3 protein-coding genes are annotated in these 2,401 nt (G+C 73.3%); 1 reads left to right on the top strand and 2 read right to left on the bottom strand.

The genetic code is table 11. The features are described from left to right. Window positions 1-27 precede the first annotated feature (27 nt). A complete protein-coding gene (locus tag B7767_RS08600) occupies window positions 28-825 on the bottom strand; it encodes a phosphatase PAP2 family protein (RefSeq protein ID WP_085571651.1) in 798 nt (265 codons plus the stop codon). 159 nt (window positions 826-984) lie between these two features. On the opposite strand from B7767_RS08600, the gene B7767_RS08605 reads away from it, so the two are divergent. Further along, the gene (locus B7767_RS08605) at window positions 985-1,599 is read left to right on the top strand and encodes a TetR/AcrR family transcriptional regulator (RefSeq protein WP_085571652.1); all 615 of its coding nucleotides are present in this window, start codon (window positions 985-987) and stop codon (window positions 1,597-1,599) included. Window positions 1,600-1,739: 140 nt separating this feature from the next. Here B7767_RS08605 and B7767_RS08610 read toward each other — a convergent pair. Then, window positions 1,740-2,401 (bottom strand): hypothetical protein (locus B7767_RS08610; protein WP_085571653.1); only part of this gene is annotated, 662 nt, incomplete at its 5' end.

Consider the following 2,401-nt stretch of genomic DNA (forward strand, 5'->3'; position numbering starts at 1 on the left):
ACAGCAGGACGGCCACGACGACGGCGCTCACCGTCCCGCCCCCGCGAGCGCCCGGTCCCGCGCCGGCACGTGACGGGCCCGTGTCCGTACCGCCCCCGTCGCCGTGTGCCGCGGCAGGCCCAGCACCACGAGCGCGAGGCCCAGCAGCGCCGCCGCCGCGAGCGCGTCCAGCCAGAAGTGGTTCGCCGTCCCCACGACGACCAGCAGCGTCACCAGCGGGTGCAGCAGCCACAGCCACCGCCACCACGCGCGCGTGGCGACGACCAGGCCGACCGCCACCATCAGCGCCCAGCCGAAGTGCAGCGAGGGCATCGCCGCGAACTGGTTCGAGAGCGGGTCGGCCTCCGGCGGGCCGTACACCGACGGCCCGTACACCCGGGCGGTGTCCACCAGGCCCGTGGCGGCGAGCATCCTCGGCGGGGCGAGCGGGAACGTCAGATGCAGCACCAGCGCGGCGGCGGTGACCGCCGCCAGGATCCGGCGCGCCCAGACGTAGTGGGCCGGGCGGCGCAGGTAGAGCCAGACCAGGAAGGCCGCGGTGGCCGGGAAGTGGACGACCGCGTAGTAGGTGTTCGCGAGGTGCGCGAGCCCGTCGCCGTGCAGCAGCAGGGACTGCACCGCGCCCTCGCCGGGCAGGTGGAGCGCGCGCTCCAGGTCCCACACCTCGTGGCCGTTGCGGTACGCCTCGCCGGTGTGGCCGGTCGCCAGTCGCCGGCCGAGCTTGTAGACGAGGAAGAGTCCCGCCACCAGCAGGAGTTCACGGACGAGCGGCGGACGCGCCGGCGTGTCGGACCCCGCGGGTCCAGGCTCCTTGCGGCCATTCATCCCCCGGCCCTTTCTGTCGTGGTGCAGACGGTGCGCGCGGGTACCGACTCTCATCGATACGGGTTCGTACCGATACGCCAGTGTACCGATACGGTCGCGTACCGGTACACTGGCGTATCGATGACGTGCACCTCACCGGAAGGACAAGGAGCCGAGCCGATGACGTCGCAGGACGCGGACCGACCCGGGCCGGCCGGAACCTCGCGCCGCTCCAAGATCACCCCGGAGCGCGAGCGGGAGTTCTTCGACGCCGTGCTGGACCAGATCCGCGAGTGCGGCTACGACGCCGTGAGCATGGAGGGCGTCGCCGCCAGCACGCGGTGCAGCAAGTCCACGCTGTACCGGCAGTGGCGGACCAAGCCGCAGTTCGTCGCCGCCGCCCTGCGCTCCAACCGGCAGGCGCGGTTCGCCCGCATCGACACCGGCACCCTCGCCGGGGACCTGCGCGAGGCGGCGCGGTGCGCGGGGGAGTGGTCACCGAAGGACACCACGCTGCTCCAGGCGCTCGGGCACGCGGTCATCCAGGACCGGGAACTGGCGCAGGCGCTGCGCGAGGCACTGGTCGACCCGGAGATCGGCGCGCTGGAGGAGATCCTGCGGCGCGGCGTCGAGCGCGGGGAGGTCGCCGCCGGGAACCCGGCGCTGGAGTACGTCCCGGCGCAGCTCTTCGGTGTGCTGCGGGTCCGGCCCACGCTGGAGGGCCGCAACGCGGACGCGGACTACATGATCCGGTTCGTCGAGGCCGCCGTGCTGCCGGCCCTCGGCCTCGAATGAGACACAGGCCGCCGTCGACGGGATGACCGTACGGCGGCCTGACCGCGCCGCACCGTGGGGACGGGGGCGGCGCCCACCCCGGCCGGGTGGGACACCCCTTGAGCGGAGGGGTGTCCCACCCGGCCGTCGGGTACGGGGTGTCAGACGTCCTGTCCGTTGCCGCCGCCGCCCGACGACACCTCGATGCCCTCGGTGATCTCGTCGAGGACGGACTGCTTCTGGTCGGTGTCCACCCCGAAGCGGACCACGACCATCTGCCGCGGCTGCGCGGGGGACGGGAAGGCCAGCGACTGGACGTACCCGTCGGAACCCTTGCTGGTGACCGCCTTCCAGCGCACCAGGTAGCCCTTCTGCCCGGCCACGGTCACGGCCTTGGACGCGAGGACGTCGTGCGAGGTGATCTTCCCGTAGGCCGCACCGCCGTAGCTCTCCTCGGCGTTGGCGGAGATGTCCGCCTTGGCGACCTCCTCGGCGGTGGAGCCCTTGGTGCCGAACGCCAGGGCCGGCGCCGAGTACACCCCGCCCTTGGTGCAGGTCTTGGAGGTGTCGCCGGGGCAGTCGTACGAGTTCTCCGACGTCACCGCGGCACCCACCTGCGACTCCTGGCCGTACCAGCCGTCCGGGATGGGCAGACTGATGCCGCTCAGCGCGTCGGTCACCGACCCGCTCTCGATCCGCGGCGCCTCGGACCCGTCCGGCGCCGGCTCCTTGCCGCCGGAGCCGCCCGAACCCCCCGAACCCCCGGAATCCCCGCCCGACCCGCCGGACCCTCCGTCCTGCCCGTCCGGGTCACCGAACGGCC

Source organism: Streptomyces sp. 13-12-16 (genome assembly GCF_002114215.1).
Lineage (GTDB): Bacteria > Actinomycetota > Actinomycetes > Streptomycetales > Streptomycetaceae > Streptomyces.